Here is a 19,565-nt window from a genome sequence, read left to right as displayed (position 1 = left end):
GGTTTCCTCAGGCTTTGTCTTCGAGTCCAGCGGGGGCGAACCGGGCCATCAGTACGTCGAACTGATTCGCCGGCTTGCCATTGAGTTCGGCGCGTTCCTTGCGGATCACGGCCTTGCGCACCATCGAGCCACCGAGGTAGCGCACCGGCTCCGGCGGGAATGGCTTGCAGCGGCGGCCGACCAGGGCGCAGCCGCTCCACGGGTCCTTCCTGCCCAGCGCAAGGCTGGCCAGGATGCGGCCGCCCAGGCGGCTCGGGCCCACGCCGTTGCCGCTCCAGCCGATGCCGTAGTGAATGTTGTCGCTGCCGGCGATCTGGCCGAATACCGGCAGGCTGTCGTAGGTGCGATCGATCGGACCGGACCAGGAGTGGGTGACCAGCGCGTCGTGGAGCATCGGATAGGCGCGGCGCAGGTCAGCCTCGGTCAGGGCTATGCCCTCGCGGTCTTCACTGAATACCGGGCCCATCTTCGAGCCGTAGCTCAGCGAGCCGGTGCCCTTGCCGAAGGCGATGCGCTCGTCGGGCGTGGTGCGGTAGTAGTCGACCAGCAGCTGCGAGTCGGTGATGGCTTCCGCCCCGCTCCACCCCAGGCTCTCCAGGCGCGGGCCGAGCGGCTCGGTGACCACGATGGAGCTGCCCACCGGCACGAACAGCTTCGAAAGCTCAGGGATGGCGGCGGACCAGGCGTTGGTGGCCAGGACGACCCTGTCGGCCTCGACCCGCCCGCCGGCGGTCACGAGGGAAACCGGACGGCCCGGCTGGATCTCGCTGACCGGGGTGTTCTCGAAGATTTCTATACCCGCTTCCAGCGCCACGCGGCGCATGCCCCGGACCAGCGCGGCCGGTTGCACGGTGGCGTTGCTGCGCTCCAGCACGCCGGCGATGTGCACGTCCGACCCCGAGCGCCGCGCCACCTCCTCACGGGACAGCCGCTCGAAGGGATGGAAGCCCAGGCGCTCGCAAGCCGCCAGGGTGGCGTTCCAGCTGTCGACGTGAGCCTTGCAGGTCGCCGTCCAGAGCCAGCCCTTCTGCTTGAAGGATGCATCGATCCGGTGGCGCTCGCAGAACTCGCCCAGCTCGCTGATCGCGCGCTCCGCACTGGTGGCAAGGAAGGTCGCCTGCTCGGTGGAGCAGAACGAGGTGAGCGACTGGATCTTCGGCCACCAGGACATCACGAACCCGCCATTGCGCCCCGACGCACCGCCACCGCAGATATCCTGCTCCAGCACGATGACCCGGCAATCGGGCTCGTGCTCCTTGATCGTCAGGGCCGTCCAGAGGCCGACGAATCCTCCGCCGACGATCGCGACATCGGCCCGGTGGTTGCCCGAGAGCGGGGACGGCAGTTGCAGGTCGGGCTCGGCACTGAGCATCCAGAAACTGCGTTTCAGCGGCGGCACGGCGGGAAATTTCATGGCAGGTCTCGTAGCGGTTGGGGTGATCGGTTGCGCATGCCGGGCAGTACGTGTTCCGGCAATCGCTGCAGTGCCGCCCAGGCGAATTCAGTCCAGCTCTCCCTGGAGGGTTCGTCTGGCACGGTGAACCTTCCCCGGCCTGACGAATGCTCCGAAGGCTAGCCACAGGCAATCTAAAAAACAACGATATTTTTTACTTTGAGAAAATTTTGAAGTTATTTTTTAACAACGCAGATTTCTCCTATTTATCGTCCTTTTCTTCCTAGCTCACCGCGCGCCAGGCCCCGAACAATCTGTCCCCGGCCGAGTCGCTCGGCCATGACAACAAGACAGGAGGGGTCGCCTTGGACATACAGCGCAAAGGCAGGAACGCTCGCTACAGCCAGTGCGTGCGTTTCAACGAATGCATCGAAACCTCGGGCATCGTCGCCCGTGATCCGGACCAGGACATCGCCGAACAGACCCGCGATGTGCTGGAGCAACTGGAAGCCGTCCTGGACCTGGCCGGTGTCGACAAGAGCCGCCTCATCCGCGTGCAGATCTGGCTGGCCGACATGGCCGAATTCGACGCCATGAACAGCGTCTACGACGCCTGGGTGGACCCGCAGCATCCGCCGGCGCGCGCCTGCGTCGGCGCGGCCCTGGCCGACAGCCGCTACCGCCTGGAAATCCAGGCCAGCGCCGTGGCCTGACCGTTCTCTCCGCTAACAGCTCTGCCCCTAATTAGAAGAACAACCCCACCTGGAGGTGCCTGTGCTGCACGACGTCGTTTTCCTCGACCGTGACGCTTTCCCCGCGAGCGTGAAAATCAGGGAACTGCCCTTCCCGCATCGCTGGAGCTGCCATGACTACACCGCGCCCGAGGATATGGTGGCGCGCCTATCCACCGCCACCGTGGCCATCACCGGCGGCGTGCCGATCTCGGTGGCGCAACTGGAGCAACTGCCTGCGCTGCGCATGATCTCCCTGGCCATGACCGGCACCGACGTGGTGGACCTGGAGTACTGCCGCCAGCGCGGCATTCATGTCACCAACGTCCCCGGCTACGGCACCCACGCGGTGGCCGAGCACGCACTCGCGATGATCTTCGAGCTGTTGCGCAACGTCGGCCGCTACCATCGCCTGCTGATGGACGAGCGCCAGCGCGGCCAGCCGCTGAACCCTACCTACTTCGACTACCCCATCCGCGACCTGCGCGGCAAGGTGCTGGGCATCATCGGCCACGGCCCCATCGCACAGCGCCTGGCCGACCTCGCCTCGCGCCTGGAGATGGAGGTGTATTTCCACGACCGCGACGGCCACTACCAGGGCGAACGCTACCTGCCCTTGCAAGCGTTGCTCACCCGCAGCGACGTCGTCTCGCTCAACTGCCCGCTGACCCCGCAGACCCGTGGCCTGCTGGGCCGCCAGCAATTTCAGTGGATGAAGAAGGATGCCGTGCTGATCAACACCGCGCGGGGTGCGGTGATCAACGAACCGGAGCTGATCCGCGCACTGCAGGATGGCGAGATCGCCGGCGCCGCGCTCGACGTCGTGACCAACGAGCCGCTCACCCTCGATGAGCCGCTGCTGCACCTGGCCGCAACCCACAACCTGGTCCTCAACCCCCACGTGGCCTGGAGCAGCGCCGAAGCCATGCAAGGCCTGATGGATTCCGCGCTGGAGAACGTCGCGGCGTTCGTCGCCCAGAAGCCCTGACTCCCTTTTCCTTACCCTCACAAGAACAACAAGAGGTAAGCCATGCAAAGCATCGATATATCGAATTCCCCTGCCGACCTGCACTCCCCCATCCGGCCGCTGCACATCCAGGCCGCGGTGGGTGGCGTCGGTGGCCAGTTCTGCGATGGTTACGTGCTGGGCATCATCGGCATCGCCATCAGCCTGGCGACCACCCCGCTGGGACTGGATGCCCTGTGGCTCGGCCTGCTCGGCGGAGCGGCCCTAATCGGCCTGTTCCTCGGCAGCCTGCTGACCGGCCCGCTGGCCGACCGCTACGGGCGCAAGCACATCTACCGCTGGAACATGGCGCTGTTCTTCGGCGCCTCCATCGCCCAGTTCTTCGTCCAGGACGCCCAGCAGCTGCTGATCCTGCGCCTGCTGCTCGGCTTCGCCCTGGGCTCGGACTTCGTGGTCGGCGTCTCGCTGGTGGCGGAGCTGGTGCCCCGGCGTTTCCGTGGCCCGCTGCTGGCGTTGATGGCGGTGTCCTGGACGCTCGGTTTCACCCTCTCCTACATCGTCGGCTACCTGATGCAGTCCTGGGGCGATGACGCCTGGCGCTGGATTCTGGCCAGCAGCGCGGTGCCGTCCCTGCTGGTGCTGCTGGTGCGCCAGGGCACGCCGGAGTCGCCGCTCTGGCTGATGAAGCAGGGCCGCCACGGAGAAGCCCGGCGGGTCATCGAGCGCCTGGGTGGCACTGACCTGCCAGCGGAGGAAGGGGGCAAGGCCAAGGCTTCCTGGGGCCAGCTGTTCAGCCCGGAACACCGCCGCCGCACCCTGGTCGGCATGGTCTTCTACACCTGCCAGGTGATCCCCTACTTCGCCATGAGCACCTTCATCCCGAGGATTCTCGAGGCCCTGAAGATCGAAGACAGCTACACCGGCGGGCTGATCTACAACATCTTCCTGCTCGCAGGGTCGGTGGTCGGCCTGTTGCTGATCAACCTGCTCACCCGCCGGACCTTCCTCATCGGCACCTTCAGCATCAACGCCGTCGCGCTGTTCGTCCTGGCGATCTGGAGCGGCATGCCGGGGCTGTACGTGGTGGGCGTGTTCGCGGTGTTCGCCTTCGTCATGGCGGCCTCCGGGGTGCTGGAGTTCGCCTACACCTCGGAGCTGTTCCCCACCGAACTGCGCGCCTCGGGCGTCGGCATCTCGGTGGCCGCCAGCCGGATCGGCGCAGCCTCCTGCACCTTCATCCTGCCGGTGGTGATGGAGCGTTTCGGCGCCTCGGCGGCGATCGGTATCTGCGTCACCGCACTGGTCATCGGTGCGGTGGTCTGCCAGCGCTGGGCACCGGAAACCAACCCACGCTACGTCGGCTGATCCACTAACGCCAACGGCCCGCCAGCGCACTGCACTGGCGGGCCGTTGGCGTTTTCATTGCAGACGTTCGGCGTTGTGCCGCAGCTTGCGGAACAGGTGCGGCGTCTCGCCGTAGCTCTTGCGGAACTGCTGGATGAAGTGCGAGGCGTCGGAGAAACCCGTGGCGTAGGCGATCTGCGTCACGTGCAGGCTGGTGTCGCTGAGCAGCTTGCGCGCCTCCTGCAAGCGCAGCTTGCGCCAGAACTGCGCGGGCGGCTGGCCGGCATTGGCCAGGAAGGCACGGTTCAACTGACGCTCGTTGCTGCCCAGCTGCTGTGCCAGCTCCCGGATCGTGCAGTGGCTGTCGAGGTGCGCGCGCATGTAGTCGAGCGCGCGGTGCACCAGCGGGTCCTGGTAGACATGCGCCACGCTGTTGTCGGTGCCGCGCCGGACGTCCTCATCGGCCACCAGCAGGTACTCCAGGCTCTTCTGCGCGCGGCGCTTGCCACAGTGACGGCCGATGATCTCCGCCGCCAGCTCGAAGGCGGAGCCGCCGGGACAGCTGAACACGCCGCTGTCCTCGATGTAGCTCTTGTCGACCACCGCCTGGGTCTGTGGAAACAGCGCGGCGAACTGCTCCTGCACGGTGAAGTGCACCGCACAGCGACGGCCCTCGAGAATACCGGCCAGGCCCAGGGTGAAATAGGAAGCGCACAGCGCCACCAGCGGCACCTTGCGCGCGTGCAGGCGGCGAATGTAGTCGAGCAGCTCCGGCGCCGGGTTCATCACCCCGGACAGCAGGCCCCCGGCGAGCACCACGTAGTCGTACTCCGCATCCGGGTCCAGGCGCTTGGTCGGCGCAATCGGCAGGCCGCAGCTCGCGCTGACCGGCTCGCCCGTCACGCTCAGCCATTCCCATTGGCAGAGAATCTGCCGGCTCTCGAAGGAGCGGTCGGCGGCGAAGCGCAGCGCGTCGACGAAACCCGCCACCGGCGTCAGGGTGAACTGATCGATGAGGACGATGGCGACTCGCAGGTCGGGCTTGAGCACGTGCTCGAGCGAGTCCTCATCGGGCACAGGCTGGCTTGGGTTCATCGGGGATCGGGGTGATGGGCAGGTCGGGGGGTCATCCTATTCCCAAGCCAACCCGGGAACAACAAGGGGCGGACGGGGAAATACCGCAGCGTTCCCCCGCTCCCGCCCCTGCTCTTGCCGCCCGTTATTACTTCAGCTGGCCACCGTCGAGCTGGCGCTCGCGCTCGGCCAAGCCATTGGCCAGGGTCTTGAGCTGGGTATCGGCCAAGCCGCCGGGCAGCGGATCGATGCCGGCCGAGGCAAAGATCTGCCCATAGCTGTTGCGCAATTCGGCGTAGGCCAGGTCCCGGCGCAGGTCGGCCTGCAGGGCGTTGAGCTCGCCCTGGATCAGCTCCAGCTCACCGATGCCCTGCGCCTGCTGGCGATTGCGCAGCTGGCCGACGATCTGGTTGTCCAGGCTGGCCAGCTCCTGGGTGGTGAGGAACTGGCGGCGCGCTTCGCTGTAGTTGGCGTTGGCCACGTACAGCTGCGCCAGCACCGCCATGGACATCGCCTGACGGCGTGCCGCGGTGACGTCTTCGCCGGCCTTGGCCACGTCGATGGCCGCCGGCGCGGAGAGCACGTTGAACAGGTTCCAGGTGACCTTCACGCCATAGTCGGCCCAGCGATCGTTCACCAGGAACGAGTTACTGTCGTAATGCCCGCCCGCGGAGAACTCCAGGCCCGGCAACATGCGCAGCATGGCTTTCTTGGTTTCGGCGGCGCTGATGCGCGCCTGGTAGTCCTGCTCGCGCAGCTCCGGACGGCTGGCCAGCGCCTGCTGTTCGAGCGAGTCGAAGTCGGCCTTGAGCTCGGGAACGTCGTAGCCCTCGGGCACCGCCAGGGTGAGTTCAGTGCCCATCGGCAGGTTGATCAGGGTCGCCAGCTCGGTCTTGGCCAGGGACAGCGCGCGGCGCTGCTCCTCCAGCTGGCGGCTGGCCTCGATCAGCGCGCGCTGGTAGTTCAGCGCCTGCACCGGGTCGCCGATGCGCTGCTGGCTCATCTGCTGGCTGTCCTTGCGGGCGCCGTCGACGCGCGCCATCAGGCTGTCGATCTGGCCCAGCAGACGCTGCGCGGCGATCGCCCGCCAGTAGGCCGAGCGAACGTCCTGGATGATCGTCTGCACCACCTTGCGCCGGCGCTCCTGGACGATCAGGCGCTGGTCGGCCTGCTGCTTGGCGCTGACATAGCTGACGCCGAAGTCGAGGACGTTCCACACCATGGTCAGGTCGGCGACGTTACGGTCGCGATCCTGGGAGGTGGACGGTTCCAGGGACTGGGTGCCGGTCTGCACGCTCTGGCTGCTCGACGCACTGACGTTGTTGCGGCCGACGTAGCCGGCCTCCAGCGCCATGCGCGGCAGCATGTCGAAGGTGGCGAGGTCGAGCTGGCGACGCGACAGCGCCTCCTCCATGACCTTCAGGCGCGACTCCAGGTTGTACTTCACCGCACGGGCCATGGCGTCGTGCAGGGTCAGCGGGCCGCTGAGGGGCTCCTGGTCCTTGAACATCGCCTTGAGGTCATTGCGGGCGCGCTGCTCGCTGACGCTGCGGTCGATCGGCTGCGTGGTAACGGCGCAGCCGCTGACGGCGAGCGCCAGCAGGCTGACGCCCAGTAAGGTCATCTGTCTCTTCATCCCTGGCCGTCCCCCTGGTTACGGCTTTTTGTAGCTCTGTGTGCGACGTGCTGTGCAATGGTCATCAGGATGCTTCGCGGTCCTGGGCAATCTGCCCTAGCGCCCAGGCCAGGTCGCGCATCGGTTGTTGTTCTGTTTCCTGGATCTGCTGCAGTTGCTGGGCCAGGGTCGGTGCGCCGAAGATGCCGCGCAGCCCCTGGTCGATGTCAGCGCTGCGACGCTCGAAGACCTTCAACGGCGTGCTGTCGTCGAAGCCATCGCGGTTGAACAGGCCCGACAGCGTGCTGTTGCCGAACACCCCGGCGTCGCCGCCGCCAAAGCCGAGGAAGCCTCGGGCGCTTCCGTCACCAAAGCCGGCGTTGCCGAACACCTGGGCCAGGAAACTCTGCGCGGGTGCGCCGTTGCGACTGAAGATGCTGCCCAGCGGCGGCATGCCACCCAGGCTCGGCGGTTCGAACAGCGAGGGCGGCAGCACCGGCGAAACGGTGGGCGGTGCCACCAGCACCGGCACCTTCGGCTGCAGCGGTGTCGGCGACGGCAGCGGCGACACCGAGGGTGTGGTGATGCGGAACTGCGGGTCGCCATCGGAGTTGGAGCCAATGACATAGCGGTCGCCGCTTACGGCCTGCGCCAGCAGGTTGCCGGCCGCATCGCTGATCCCGCCGGCGTTCACCGTCAGGCCCAGGCTGCCCTGGCCGCTGATGTCGCCGACGGTGACACGCCAGGTTCTGGCGTCCACCTGGGTCACCGCGAGCACGCTGCCCTTGGCCGAGTTGCTGGTGGTCACGGAGAAGTCGGCGCTGTCCACGCCGCGTACGTCCTCGTCGAAGCTCACCAGGAAGTCCACTGACTTGGCGCTGGTCGGCGACGCGTCGAGACGCACCACGCTGGTAGCGCTGGGCGCACGGGTATCGACCAGCACCGCATGGCTGTCGCCGACCTGGTGCAGGCTCGGATCCAGCGCGTTGCCGGCGGCATCGCTCAGGCGTCCGCCATTGGCCGACAGGCCGGCCACCTGAATGCCATCGGCATCGTTGTCGCCAGGCTGGACGGTGTAGCGGAAGACCAGGGCGGAGCTTCCCGAGCCACTGATGTACTGCGCAAAGACCGTACGGCCACCGTCCAGGGTGATCGCGAGCAGCGGCGTACCGGAACGGGTGTCGACGGTCACCGCTTCGCTGAGGTTGACGGTGAAGTCGAGGTTCTGCCCCGCCACATAGGTCCCGTTGGCCGGCACCGTGACGCTGCTGACAGTCGGCTCGACGCCATCGACGACGATGTCGTGCTGCGCGGCAATGGAGTCCGCGCCGCCGGGTGCCGGCAGGGTCAGGATGGCGTCCCGGTTGCCGGCGTTGCGGATGCTGCCGCCGTTCAGCGCCAGAGCGCCGCTGGACTGCTGGTTCAGGTCCGCGCTGAGGTCACCGGCCTGCACGGTGTAGAGGAAGGTCAGCGTCTTGCTGCCCGAGCCGGACAGGTAGACCGCCCCGCGATCGACCAGCCCGGTCGCCAGCAGCAGCGTGGGCACACCGCCACGGGTATCGACCATCACATTCTGGTCGAAGGTGACGGTGACGGTGATGACGTCGCCCAGGTGGTAGCTGCCGTTCGGGTTGCCGACGCCGATGTGGGTGACCAGCGGATTGAGCGGTTCGACGGTGATGCCGATGCTGTCGCTGTCGACCAGGGCACCGCCGCTGCCGCTGTTGCCCAGGTCGCTGGTGCTGATCTGCAGGCCGGCCGGGCCGTTGTAGCCGCTGGTGGGCTTGAAGGTCAGGCCGTTCAGGGCGTTGTTGATGTCCGCCAGGCTGCCGGTGAAGATCAGGGTGGCGTCCGCCGTGCCATCGCCGGTGATGAAGCTCAGGCCCGCCAGGTTGCCCAGGGTGAGCACGCCATGGCTGGCCGTGAGGGTCACCTGCAGGTTGCCGCTGCCGACGTCCACATCGCTGATGCTGATGCGATTGCCATTGCCGGCGTTGAATACCAGCGTGCCGTCCTGATCCAGGCTCTGGGTGCCCGGTACGCTGTTCACCGGTGCGTCGTTCACCGCGCTCACGGCCAGGGTGACAGTGGCGCTGTCGGTCAGCGTCCCGCCCGTACCGGTGTTGCCGCCGTCGTCGATGCCGATACTGAGCGTGACATTGCCGTTGGCATTGGCGGCGCCCGTGAAGCTAAGGCGGTTGGCGGCGATGAAGGCGTTGATGTCGGCGATGCTGCCCACCAGCGTCAGGCTGCCGGTGCCCGAGCCGGACACGGCGACACCCGCGCCGCCGCTGGCGCCCAGGGTGCCGCTGGCAACGCTGAAGTGCACGCTGACACTGTGGTTGCCGGCATCCGCATCGGCGAAGGAGATGCCGCTCAGCGACTGCGGCGTGTCCTCGATGACCGCGATGCTGCCGGGCGCGCTGATGCTGGGCGCATCGTTGACCGCGACAACCGCGACGTTGGCGGTGATCGCAACGTGGGTGGTATCCACCCCGCCATTCGCCGTTCCACCGCTATCGCGAACGCTGACCAGGGACACGCTGCGGGTGCCGGTGCCGGGTGCCTCGCTGCTGTTGCGATAGCTCATCGCATCGATGACGCCCTGTGCGCTGGCGGCGCTCAGGCCCGCATGGGTCAAGGTAATGCTGGCGGTGCCGCCGACGACGCTGACGCTGTAGGCGATGCCGGAGCCCGAGGTCAGCCCGTTGGCGCCGTGCACCAGGGCGATATCGGTACCGTCGATGCGCAGGATCTCGCTGGCGCCGTCGGTCAGGCCGCTGACCGTGAAGGTCAGTCCGATGATGCTCTGGCCGGCTTCCACGGTGTCGAGGCTGACGCCGCTGAACAGGTCTACCGCGCTGCCGTTCTCGGTGTAGGTGGGGTTGCCGCCGGTGGCGCTCACCACGGGCGCATCGTTGACCGCCACCAGGTTGACCAGGCTGCTGCCCTGTGAAGTGGCGCCCTGGTCGTCGGCGAAGGTCCAGTTGAGGGTGACACTGGCGACCGGGTCGTCGGAGGCGTTGGCGTAGGTCAGTTGCCGGAGGATGTGGTTCACATCGGCGCTGGTTGGCGTCTGGCCGTTTGCGTGGGTGAAGGTCAGGGTCAGCTGGCCGGCGATGCTGGTATCGAAGCTGGCGATCACCTGGCCGTTCTTGACCAGGGTATTGCCCACTCGGGTGATGCCGTTCCCCGCGAGGAAACCGAACAGGTCGCTGGCATTGGCGCCTGCCTGGCGCACCACCAGCAGCGATGCCCCGCTGTAGTCGCCAACGCCGCCGTTGAGCGCGTCGAGATCTGCGTCGGAAACGCTCACAGCGGTATCGATCACGATGGCGGCGCCGCCTTCGGTATAGCTGCCGCCGCCCGTCAGGCCGCCCAGTACCGGGGCCGCGTTGGCCTGTACCGCGCCGATGTCGACGGCACTCCCCGCTGCCCGCACATTGCCGATCGCATCGATCGGCAATGCCTCGCTGGTATTGCCGTCGCCATCCAGGTCGAAGGTGTCGGCCGGCAGCGCGGCACTGCTGCCGGCATGCAGCAGCGCACTGCCCGCCTGGGGCTTGTGGGTGAGCACCGTGCCGCCGTTGTTGGCCAGGTTGCCCAGCAGCAGGCCGGCAGTGCCCTGGTTGTTCAGTACGCCGGTGGCTACGCCAATGCTGACGTTGGAGCCGAAGAAGCTGTTGGTGGCGGTTTCGACCGTGCCGTCCACGTCGTCGGCGCTACCGCCGGTGGCCAGCGGGGAGCCGCCCACGGCCGCGCTGGCGCCGGCGCCCGAGGTGTTCCCGGCAGCCACGACGTTGACGAAGGTTTCGCTACCGCTGGCGTTGATGCCGCCACCGGTGCTCGTGGCGGCGTTGCCGACCACCGTGACGTTGTAGAGGAAGGCGGTGCCGCTGGTGATGCGGATACCGCCCCCGAAGGAACTGGCGCCCAGCGCGGCGTTACCGCTGAAGGTGCTGTTGATGATGACCAGCGGATTGCTGCCGCCGAACTGCAGGCCGCCACCGTGGGCGCCCGTGCCGGTGGTGGTGTTGCCGCTCACCGTGCTGTTGATCAGGTTGAGCGCGCCGTTGTTGGATACCACCCGGATGCCGCCACCAAAGGTGTTGCTGGTATTGCCGCTGATGGTGGAGTTGATCACGGTCACCGTGGAGGCGGTGGCGTACAGGCCGCCACCGCCGCCGCCCGTGTCGGTATTGTTGCTGATCACCGAATCGCGGAGGGTCAGGCTGCTGCCAGAGCTGACGTACAGGCCACCACCGCCGCCGCCGGTAACACCCTGGGTCAACGTCAGCCCGGTGATTTCGACGCCGGTGACGCTCACCCCCACCGCCATCACGCGACTGGCGTGGTTGCCGGAAATGGTCACGTCGGCGACGCCATCGTGGTTGAGGTCGCCGTCGATCTTCAGGTTGCTGTAATTGATGTCGAGCTGGGCGCCATTGAGGATGATGGTGCCGCCCTGGCTGCCGGCCAGCGCGCCGTTCAGGTCGAAGGTGATGGTGTCGCCCCCGCGCGCCCAGAACAGGGCTTCGCGGATACTCAGGCCGTTGCCGTCGGCCTGGTCGGCGGCGAAGCTGGCGCCAGTGCTCTGGTCGGCGCCGGTATCGAGGTCGGAGGTGACCACCAGGGTGGAGTTGTTGACCGTTACCGCCACCAGGTCGGTATCGCTGTTGCCGACCGAATCGGTGGACTGCAGGCTGATGTTGCGGGCGCCCGCTCCATCCGGGGTATAGGTCAGGCCGTCCAGCGCCGCGTTCACCTCGGCGGCCGTACCGCTGAGGGTGACGCTGCCGCTGCCGTTACCCGTGATGACCGCCGTGCCGCCGGCATTGGCGTTCAGGGCGCCGCCCGCCACGGAGACCACCACCGTCAGTTGGCCGCCATCACTCACGGTGATGGCATTGCCGTTGGCGCTGCTGAACACCAGCGGCGTGACGGTATTGGTGATCTGGCCGCCCGGCACGCCATTGACCGGCGCCTCGGTATCGACCACGTAGCTGTTGGAGCTCGTCGTGCCAGCGCCGGTATTGCCGGCGCCATCGAACACCCCGGTATTGTCCAGGGTGATGAGATTGGTCGCGCTGACGATGCCCGCGGTCGGCGTCAGGGTCGCTGTCCAGGTGATGCCGCCATTGCTGGAGCTGAGGTTGCTCAGGGTTCCGTGGGCCACCGTGAAGTCGGCGGTGGTAAGCCCGAGGACCGCCTCGCTGAAGGTAATGGTGACGGTGCTGGTCCCGCCCACCGCAAGGGAGGTATTGGTGACCACGATGGTCGCCGTCGGACGCAGGGTATCGATGCTGTAGTTGCTGGAGCTGGTGCTGCCGACGCCCACATTGCCGACCGCATCGGCCACCCCGCTGTTGGCCAGGGTGATGACGTTGCTGCCGGCCTCGATGTTGGCCGCCGGAGTAAAGGTGGCGGTCCAGACGATGTTGTCCGAGGTGCTCAGGTTGCCCAGCGTGCCGTTCTGCACCGTGAAGTCAGTCATGTCCAGCCCCGTCACCGCCCGGTTGAAGGTGATGGTGACGGTCGCGGTCTCGCCAACCGCCAGGGCGCTGTGGTTCATGACGATGGTGGCGCTGGGACGCAGGGTATCGATGGCGTAGTTGTTGGAGTCGGTGGTGCCGACGCCCGCATTGCCGGCCTGGTCGGTGTAGCCCGCGTTGTTCAGCGAGATATGGCTGCTGCCACCCTGGAAGTTGGCGCTCGGGGTCAGGGTTGCGGTCCAGGTGATGTTGTCCAGCGTGCTCAGGTTGCTCAGGGTGCCGTGAGACACCGTGAAGTCACCGAGGTCCAGCCCGGTCACCGCCTCGCTGAAGGTAATGGTGACGGTGCTGCTCTCGCCCGCCAACAGGCTGGTGTCGGCCACCACGATGGTCGCCGTGGGCGGCACGGTTTCGATGACCGCCACCGTGACATCGGCATGGCTGGTGGAGGAACTGTCGCCGTCGTTCACCGTCACGCGGACGGTACGCGCCGACTGGCCGATAGCGTTGCTCGCATTGCTGTTGTCGTAGCTGAGATTGCGCAGCAGCGCCTGCACCGCCGCGGCCGTGGCGTTGGCATTGAAGCTGACCACCAGATCGCTGCCGCCGGTGCCGCCGGCAACGCTGCCGATGACCGTGCCTTGGTAGGTGACATTGGCGCCGGACACGCCGATCTGCCCCGCCCCGGTCCCCTGGTTGCGAATGCCGAGCACATCTTCGGTCGACACACCGTTGGCGACGATGGACACATGGAGGCTGCCGCCATTGAAATCGGGCGAGTCGCTGTCGGTGAGCGTGGCATCGCTGCCGCCATCGAGCAGGATGGAACCGCTGCCCTGGGTGAAGGTGACGCTGTCGCCCCCCAGGTTGCCGAGCACCGGCGCTGCGTTGATCGGCGCGGTCAGGGTGATGTCGTTGCCGGTACCACCGAGGTAGCTGACGGTGAGCGGCGTGCCATCGCCGCCGGCGGTGAGGACCGCGCCTTCGCCCAGGCCGCTGAAGCTGCCGGTCACCGCATCGGCCCCGTCGTTGACGATGACGTTGTAGCTGTCGCCGCTGTCGGGGACATAGCCATGGGTCGCCGCCAGGGTGGCGCCGGTGACGTCGACCGCGCCATTGACCAGCAGCTGGTCGTAGCCGGTGCCGGCCGTGGTGCCGTTGATATCCAGCGCCAGGGTGCTGCCCGCATTCATCTGCAGGTTGCCGTTGAGGGTAAGGGTGCCGACACCGTTGTTGACGCCACCGATGCCCGGAGACAGCGTGCCGCCGCCCTGTACCGTGACGTTGCCGCCCAGGGTGCCGCTACCGGCCAGGGTGGCGCCGCTGGCCACTGTGGTCGCACTGGCCGTGCTGCCGGTGACCGACAGGGTACCGGCGGATACGGTCGTGGTACCCAGGTAGTTGTTGCTGCCCGAGAGCGTCAGCGTGCCGCTGCCAGCCTTGGTCAGGCCGCCCGTGCCAGTGTTCGACGCGGAGAGACCGACGGCCTTGCCGGCAGCCACGCTCAGGGTGCCACCAGCGCCGCTCAGGGTGATCGTGTTGGCGAGGGTCATGTCGTTGCTGATCGACAGCGTGCCGCCGTTCAACTCGATCGCGCCGGTACCGATGTTGCCGGCATTGGCGATCGCCAGCGTGCCGTCGTACACCCGCGTCGCCCAGCCCTGGGAACTGTTGGCGCCCGACAGCGTCAGGGTGCCGGTGCCGTCCTGGACCAAGGCGCCGGATCCTGTGATGGAACCGCTGAAGTTGCTGCTCGCGCCGTTGACGCCGACCATCAGACTCTGGCCACCCAACGCCACCGTGCCGGCGCCGAACAAGCTGTCGATTGCCTCGTCGGCTGAGATCGTCAGGGTCGCGCCGGACGCCACCGTCACGCTCGCGCTGTCGCTCAGCGCACCGCCCACGCGGTTGAGGGTCAGACCGCCAGCGGACACCGAGACGGCGCCGGTGAAGAGGTTGTTGCCGGTCAGCGTCATCGTACCGCTGCCGGCCTTGGTCAGGCCGGACGCGCCGGAGATCACCCCGGAATAGGTCGTATTGGTGTTGTCGCCGCCGGTAGTCAGTTGGGCGTTGAGCACCACGCTGCCCAAACCGGCCAGCGAGCCGATGGTTTCGGCGCTGGCCAGGGTCAGCGTGGTGCCGGACGTCACGGTCACCGCGCTGCCGTCGCCAATCGCCGAGCCACCACTGAGGGTCAGGCCGCCGGCGCTGAGGTAGACTGCGCCACTGAGGGTGTTGCTGCCGGACAGGGTCAGCGTGCCGGCGCCGGACTTGGTCAGCGCGGCGCTGCCGCTGAGCACGCCACTGAGGGCGAGGTTGCCGGCGGCGCTGATGGTCGATGCGGCGGTCAGCGTCACCGCGTTGTCGACCGTCGTCGACCCGCTGGCGGCCAGGGTTCCCCCCGCCAGCGTCAGGGTGCCGCTGGACAGGTTATCGTCTGCGCCGATGCTCAGCGTGCCCGCGCTGACGGTCATGCCGCCGCTCATGCCCGCCTCGTTGGCCGTGTTGCTCAGCACCAGCGTCCCGGCATCCGTCTTGTTGAGGTTGGAGCTGCCACTCAGCGCGCCGCTGAGGGTCAGCGTACTTCCGCTGGCTGCACTGATGTCGGCATCGCTGTTGAAGGTGACGGTGCCGCTCAAGGCGCTGCTGCCGCTGACCAGGTGCAGGGCGCCGTAATTGACGCTGGAAACCGTCGTGCCGGTACCGGCGATGGTGAAGGATTCGGCCACGGTCAGGGCACCGGCGATGCGCACGGTGGCGCCACTGGTCACGTTGGTGGAGCCCGCGGTGGTGCCCAGGGCGTTCGCGTGGGACAGGATCAGGGTGCCGCTCTGGACGTCGGTGAGGCCACTGTAGGTGTTGTTGCCGCTCAGTTCGAGGATTGCCTGGCCGTTCTTGGTCAGGGTGCCGGTACCGGAAATGATGCCTGAGAGCACCAGCGAGGTCGCTCCAGCGCCACCGCCGACGTTGATGGTGCCACCGCCGGCACCCAGCACGATGGCGTTGTCGATGGTGAAACCAGTGGCGTTGTTGGTCAGCCTGCCGCCGTCGAGGGTCAGGGTGCCGGAGGACAGGTAGTTGTCGTCGCTGATCTGCAGGGTGCCGCCGCTGACGGTCATGCCGCCGGACATGCTCGCTTCGTTGCTCGCGCTGCTCAGCACCAGTGTGCCGGCGCCGGCCTTGTTCAGCGAGCCGCTGCCGGCCAAGGTGCTGGCGATGCCAACCGTGCCGAAGGCATTGCTGAAGGTCAGGGTCGTGCCATTGCCCAGGGTGATGGTGCTGCCGCTGATGGTGAGGCCGGTAGACGAATCGGCATTGAACACCAGGCTTTCACCCAGGTTCAGGCCACTGCCCAGGGTGATGGTCTGGCCACTCAGGGCACTGCTGAAAACGATGGTCTGCGTCCCGGTCGAATCGGCCGCGGCGATGGCGATCGCCTCACGCAGGCCCACGCCATCGCTCGGATTGATGGTGCCCACATCGCTGGTGTTGGTGACGTAGATGGTGTCGCTGGTGACCACGACGTTGGCGGTGACGGCGGTGTTGCCATCGCTCAGGGCAACACTGACGTTCGCGTCGCCCGCAGGAGTGTCGCTGCGGTAGGTGATGTGCTGCACGACGTCCCGCACCAGCGCGGTGGTCGCCGTGGTTGCACTGCTGTTGAAATTGATGGTCAGCACGCCGCCGACATTGGTGAAGCTGGCGAAGGTCGCGCCGCCGGACTGCAGGTTGGCGCCGTTGACCGTGAAGCTCGCACCCGCGAGCAGGAATCCGAAGGTATCGCTGCTGACAGCGGTGCCCTGGCGCTGCACGGCCAGGGACGCACCCGACCAGTTGCCCAGGCCGCCGTTGAGGGCGCCGAATTCGGCATCGCCGACGGCGGCGTTGGTGCCTACGTCCAGCACAACGCTGTTGCCGACGCCGGCCCAGGCCACGCTGTCGCCGTTGAGATTGCCCAGGGTGGGGGTGGCGTTGGGCACGAAGGTGGTATCGGTGGTGCCGCCACCGGTGGTCTCGATGGTTGATTTCGAGTTTCCCGTAGCGCCGTTGCTGCCACCGTTCACCGCATTACCGCCGGTACCGCCCGCCCCCGCGTTGCCGATCGAGAGGGTGCTGGCGGTCGCCGCGTCCATCCGGACATTACCGCCGGCATTCCAGAGGGCTCCCACACCGGCACCACCGGTGCCGCCATTGCCTGTGTGTGCGTAACCCGTCTGATAGGCGGAAACGCCGCCACCACCGCCACCGCCGGCCCCGAGGTTGTTGGTGATGGTGGAACCGGTGATGGTCAGGATGCCAGTACTGGTGTTGTAGATCCCGCCGACAGCCGCCCCGCCGATCCCGCCCGCCGCGGAGGCGCCAGCGCCACCGCCGCCCCCACCGATGCTGGCGGAGCCGTTACTTGCCGTCCCCCCTGTACCACCCACGGTGTACCCAAAGCTATTGATGCCGCCGGAGTAGCTGCCACCTTGACCGCCACTCACTCCGCCCCCTCGGCCACCAAAGCTGGCATTAGCTCCCGCGCCGTTGCCTCCTGTGATACCCGACGGCGATGTCGCCGGCACAAAGGCTCCAGTACTGGCTCCCCCTGTACCTCCCGAGGTGGTACCGAAACCACCGCCGCCGCCGCCACCACCGGCATAGGCGACACCCACGTCACCACCACCACCCCCACCGCCCGACGCCTTGTTGCCGGTGATGGTGCTGTTGGTGATGGTCAGCACGCCGCTGTTATAAATGCCCGCGCCGAGGCTGTCCGTGGCGCTGGCGCTTTCGTTGGCGCCCTTGCCGACGATCAGGCCGTTCTTGATGACGATGTTGTCGATCAGCACCTTGGAGCCGGCGCCGGAGGTGGCCACCTTCAGCACCCCTGCCTGATTGGCGCCGTCCAGGCTGTGGCCGCCCCCGACGATCTGCATCGTGTGGCCGTCGGTGACATTGATCGAAATCGTGTCGGCCGCCGACGTAAAGGTGATGTCGCCGGTGATGGTGATCAGGTCGTCGACGCCATCGCCATTGCCGGTGGCGATGGCGGCCTTCAGCGCCGTAAGGCTGCTGACGCTGGTGGTGACCAGCAGGTGGTCGTAGCTGTCCAGGCGCGCGAGGTCCAGCGCGTGGCTGGCCGCGATCGCGCCCGTGGCGATCTCCAGGTCCCAGTTGCCGCCCTTGGCCGAACCGCCGGTGGCGTCGGTGGAGGCCGCGATGTCGGCGTCGGTGATCCCGGCCAGTTGCGAAAGAAAATCGCGACCCGCAGTGCCCGCCCCCACGTCGCAGCCGTAGAGCAGGATGTCGCCATCGGCGGTCAGCGCCTGGCCAATGTCGTGCAATTGCGTGCTGTACCGGGCCAGGTTGCCCTCGAACAGCGGCCCGTTGCCCAGCAGCAGTACGCCGGAATCGCCGTGGGAAATGATATGGATGGCGTCGATGTCGTGCCGCCCGGCCAGGGCATCGGCGATCTGCTGGACGCCATCCTTGTCGGTACTGAGCAGCACCACTTCGGCGTCCGGCGAAATGTCCTTGAGCAGGGTCTGGTAATCCGGCACCCGGGTGTCGACGAACACCACTTCCTTGCGCACGCCGCCGTGGCTGTCAGCCACCGGGCCTGCCTTGGAAATGTCCTGCGCGGCCTGCCTGGAGTCGGCCGCGGGTGCCTGGGTGTTGTCAGCGCTGCCCTGGGCATGGCTCGCGCTGTTGCTCGAAGTACCCTGGGTATTGTCGTTGTTGCCGGCGGCATGGCTGTTGTCGGCGCCCGTGGCCGCGTGCGAGGCATCGGCCGTCGGGGTGGAGCTCGCCACATCCGTGGCGACCGTGGCGGCGACCGCGCCGTCGAACATCATGCGCGGCTCCAGCGCACTGATCAGCGGCTGAGACAATGGGGGCCGGCCGGAAAGCGCCGACTTCGGCGATTGTTCCTGCTTGCCTGCACCTGCCCGTTTGGATTTTCCCCAGCCCATGTCCCTGTCCCTCGTCTCGTGGAGCACCCGGCGCGACCCGTGATGTCGTCAGTCGTTGCCGTTGTCGATGGCCCGGGCGTTCCGGGCAGTCCTGATCACATTGGCCTCGCTGTTCTGCGAGTCCTTCCAGAAATCCAGTTGCGCGTACTGCTCGAACAGGTCCGGCGGCAGGATGGTGCGCCGCGCCGTCGCCTCGATCTTCGGCCGCACCTTGTGCAGCCCCTTGAGCCCCAGCGCCTGGTCGAACTCCGGAGCGTCGTACTCGACCTGCTCGAAGTCATGCTCGAACCAGGTCTCGCCGAGGAACTCGTAGACCAGTCGCAGCACCTTCTCCGGCTGCGTCACCAGCAGGTCGTACTCCACCAGCAGCAGCGAGTTGGCGTGCTCGCCGTAGTACGCGTCCTTCAGCGCCGCCCAGGCGAAACCCACCAGGCGGTTGCGCTGGGCCAGGGTGTCCACCCGGCTGTAGACGGTATTGCGCTCGGCGTCGTCGTTGAACAGCTTGGTGTTCTCGTAGGGGTTGGCGCGGTACAGGCGCTCGATGCTGTCCATGACCCAGGCGACGTTGCGCACGCAGGCGATCACCTTGGCCTGGGGGAACAGATCGAGGAGTGCCGGAAGCTTCGCGCACCACTGCCGGTTGGTATCAAAGACCACATCCTTGCCGACCTGGTCGGCGTAGTAGTTGCCGAACAGTCCGCTGAGCATCCGTTTGCGCTGCTCCTGGGTGACCACCGGGCCGAACTCGCTGTCGGCACTGAATTGATTGAGCAGCGCCGAAAACAGGCTCCCCACTGGGCTGGTCATCCCCGCATGGAAGCGCGGATTCTGCCGGAGCAAGGCTGCCAGCAGCGTGGAGCCCGAGCGCGGCAGCCCGGAGATGAAATGGAAGCTGGGTGCGGAGTTGGCCATTGGCAGCTCGTTGTTCTCGCCTGGCGGGCCGTCGATGCGTGCCGTCGTGGGCGGGAAACGCTGCCGCGCTCCCCGCCCGCACG

8 protein-coding genes are annotated in these 19,565 nt (G+C 67.0%); 3 read left to right on the top strand and 5 right to left on the bottom strand.

Annotation, left to right across the window (positions count from 1 at the left end; genetic code table 11):
• Positions 1 to 7: 7 nt before the first annotated feature.
• On the bottom strand, positions 8 to 1,414 hold the full coding sequence (locus GA645_RS12455; protein WP_152223168.1) for an FAD-binding oxidoreductase: 1,407 nt from the start codon (positions 1,412 to 1,414) through the stop codon (positions 8 to 10).
• 344 nt (positions 1,415 to 1,758) lie between these two features.
• On the opposite strand from GA645_RS12455, the gene GA645_RS12450 reads away from it, so the two are divergent.
• The 3 genes from GA645_RS12450 to GA645_RS12440 all read left to right on the top strand — a co-directional run bounded on the left by GA645_RS12450 (position 1,759) and on the right by GA645_RS12440 (position 4,456).
• Entirely contained in the window at positions 1,759 to 2,106 is a 348-nt protein-coding gene (locus GA645_RS12450; RefSeq protein ID WP_152223166.1) for a RidA family protein, read from the top strand.
• 61 nt (positions 2,107 to 2,167) lie between these two features.
• Positions 2,168 to 3,112: an NAD(P)-dependent oxidoreductase gene (locus GA645_RS12445; protein WP_152223164.1), complete on the top strand. Its 945-nt coding sequence runs from the start codon at positions 2,168 to 2,170 to the stop codon at positions 3,110 to 3,112.
• Positions 3,113 to 3,154: 42 nt separating this feature from the next.
• Complete coding sequence (locus tag GA645_RS12440; protein WP_152223162.1) at positions 3,155 to 4,456, top strand: MFS transporter; 1,302 nt, start codon at positions 3,155 to 3,157, stop codon at positions 4,454 to 4,456.
• Between the two features lie 54 nt (positions 4,457 to 4,510).
• Here the strand turns inward: GA645_RS12440 and GA645_RS12435 are convergent, their stop codons facing one another.
• From GA645_RS12435 to GA645_RS12420, 4 genes are all read right to left on the bottom strand, one after another.
• Positions 4,511 to 5,530 (bottom strand): GlxA family transcriptional regulator, encoded by a 1,020-nt coding sequence (locus GA645_RS12435; protein WP_152223161.1) that lies wholly within the window; start codon positions 5,528 to 5,530, stop codon positions 4,511 to 4,513.
• A 127-nt stretch (positions 5,531 to 5,657) separates the two neighbouring features.
• A complete protein-coding gene (locus GA645_RS12430; RefSeq protein ID WP_372239790.1) occupies positions 5,658 to 7,133 on the bottom strand; it encodes a TolC family protein in 1,476 nt (491 codons plus the stop codon).
• Positions 7,134 to 7,209: 76 nt separating this feature from the next.
• Positions 7,210 to 18,453, bottom strand: a complete 11,244-nt coding sequence (locus GA645_RS12425; RefSeq protein ID WP_178119528.1) for an Ig-like domain-containing protein — start codon at positions 18,451 to 18,453, stop codon at positions 7,210 to 7,212.
• Positions 18,454 to 18,618: 165 nt separating this feature from the next.
• Positions 18,619 to 19,482 carry a sulfotransferase gene (locus GA645_RS12420; protein WP_152223155.1) on the bottom strand — a complete coding sequence of 288 codons (864 nt, stop codon included), beginning with the start codon at positions 19,480 to 19,482 and terminating at the stop codon, positions 18,619 to 18,621.
• Positions 19,483 to 19,565 lie beyond the last annotated feature (83 nt).

This window comes from Pseudomonas sp. SCB32 (genome assembly GCF_009189165.1).
Taxonomy (GTDB): Bacteria; Pseudomonadota; Gammaproteobacteria; order Pseudomonadales; family Pseudomonadaceae; genus Pseudomonas.
The sequence above is the reverse complement of the archived record's forward strand: the minus strand, read 5'-3'. Positions and strand labels throughout refer to the sequence as shown.